This is a genomic window from Nioella sediminis (assembly GCF_001879695.1).
GTDB lineage: Bacteria > Pseudomonadota > Alphaproteobacteria > Rhodobacterales > Rhodobacteraceae > Nioella > Nioella sediminis.
In genome coordinates this window covers 1-1619 of sequence record NZ_MNBL01000192.1, presented here as the reverse complement: position 1 = coordinate 1619, position 1619 = coordinate 1, and the positions used below count along the sequence as shown (strand labels likewise).

At 65.5% G+C, this 1619-nt stretch carries 3 protein-coding genes; all 3 read right to left on the bottom strand.

Going from position 1 to position 1619, the window contains the following annotated elements; translation table 11 throughout:
• Nucleotide 1 precedes the first annotated feature (1 nt).
• Nucleotides 2-397: a hypothetical protein gene (locus BKY26_RS19735; protein WP_071692073.1), complete on the bottom strand. Its 396-nt coding sequence runs from the start codon at nt 395-397 to the stop codon at nt 2-4.
• An 83-nt stretch (nt 398-480) separates the two neighbouring features.
• Nucleotides 481-870: a curli-like amyloid fiber formation chaperone CsgH gene (gene csgH / locus BKY26_RS19730; protein ID WP_071692072.1), complete on the bottom strand. Its 390-nt coding sequence runs from the start codon at nt 868-870 to the stop codon at nt 481-483.
• A gap of 99 nt (nt 871-969) precedes the next feature.
• Complete coding sequence (locus tag BKY26_RS19725; protein WP_071692071.1) at nt 970-1410, bottom strand: hypothetical protein; 441 nt, start codon at nt 1408-1410, stop codon at nt 970-972.
• Nucleotides 1411-1619 lie beyond the last annotated feature (209 nt).

Sequence of the window (1619 nt, the reverse complement as noted above, 5' to 3'; positions counted from 1 at the left end):
CTCAGTCGAGACCGAACTGGAAGAGGAGTCCTGTCTGGCATCCGTTGCCCTGAGCGACGTTTGCGTTTGCGCCGTTTCCGAACTGGAAGATGCCGTAGCTGTCGCAGCCGTTCTGGGCGAGGGTTCCGTGGTGGCCGTTGCCTTCCTGGTGGACGATTCCGGTGTTGCCGCCGCCGGACTGGCCGATGCCTGCGCCGTTGCCGTTGCCGTTCTGGTAGACATGGGCGGGGTCGGCGCCATTGACGATCTGGTAGAGGGCGAGGCCGAAGCGGATGGCGTTGGCTTCATCGGCATTGGTGGGGTTCACCTCGAAGGAGATGGTGCCTCCGGCCATGGCCATGGGGGCGGCCAGGGTGGTGAGGGCGAGGGCGGCTGCGGTGAGGGTCTTGCGGATCATGGGTTTATTCCTTTGGGTCTATCTGTGGGGTTCTGAATGTGTGTCGATTACACTAATAAGGGGGTTCAATCTTTTCCGGGGGCTCAGAGCTCGGTCTCGACGGCGCGGCAGCGATAGGTCTCGCCGTTCACGGTCAGGCTCAGGCTGGCGTCGTAATCGGCGGCATCGCCTGACAGCATCGACTGGCCGAGGGTGACGGTCTCGCCGGCGCGGGCGGTGAAGGCGCCGCCCTGGCGGATATTGGTGCCGCGACCGGCAAGGGAGAAGCTGTAGCTGCCCGAGAGGCTCTCATTGGCCTGCACGAGGCCGCGGAAGGCGGTGGCGCGGCCGGTGTCCTCGACCGAGATCTGGCAGGCGAAGGGGGCGGCGGTTTCCTGCGCGACCGAGGCGGTGGTGCAGGCTGCGGCGAGACCCGCCCCGGCCAGGATCAGGGCCGCGGGAAGGAACCGGCGAGGGGAAAGGGGGAGGGTCATGGGTCTGGTCCTTGGGTTGGTGGCCTGTAGGGATGGCCGGAAATGGGAGGCCCGCGGGGGGGGAAGCGAGGGAGAGAGCCCCCCGCGGGCCGGTCGGGATCAGTTCTGGACGATCACCGCGACGTTGCCATGGCCGACCTGCGTGGAGGAGGCGGAGTTGCCGTTGCCGACCTGGATCACGCCGACGGCGTTGCCGTTGCCCCACTGGGTGGTGTCTGCGCTGTTGCCTGCGCCGATCTGGGCCACACCGGTGACGTTGCCGGAGCCGTAGGTCGAGGAGGAGGCGGAGTTGCCCCAGCCCTGCTGGCCGATCACGGTCTGGTTCCAGTGGCCGTCCTGGGTGGCGATGGCGGTGTTCCATGCGCCGTCCTGGTAGATGGTCATGTCATTGTACCAGCCGGTCTGAGCGCCACCGGCGGCGTTGCCGTAGCCGTACTGCTGAACGTTGACATAAGAGCCACCGGCGGCGGCAGCGCCTGCGACGGGCAGGGCGATGGCGAGGGCGAGAGCGGCGGTTTTCAGGGTGGATGCGATGGTCATTTGAAAAGTCCTTTTGGGTTGATGGTGTCGCTTGGGACGAGGGTGAATGTGATGATGCGGGTGTCGCGGTTCGTGGTGTTGGTGGGCGGCGTCTGCGGTGTTGCGTTTGCCGATGACCAACACTTGGCCCGAACCCCGGCGGTCAGGCAATATCGGCGAGGGGAAAGGCGATAACAGTGAGTTCGTCATCGAATAACACGAACTCATGT

Bases quoted from the DNA above. Each gene is read 5' to 3' on its own strand.
- BKY26_RS19735 (WP_071692073.1), bottom strand. From the start codon at position 397: ATGATCCGCAAGACCCTCACCGCAGCCGCCCTCGCCCTCACCACCCTG.
- csgH (WP_071692072.1), bottom strand. From the start codon at position 870: ATGACCCTCCCCCTTTCCCCTCGCCGGTTCCTTCCCGCGGCCCTGATC.
- BKY26_RS19725 (WP_071692071.1), bottom strand. From the start codon at position 1,410: ATGACCATCGCATCCACCCTGAAAACCGCCGCTCTCGCCCTCGCCATC.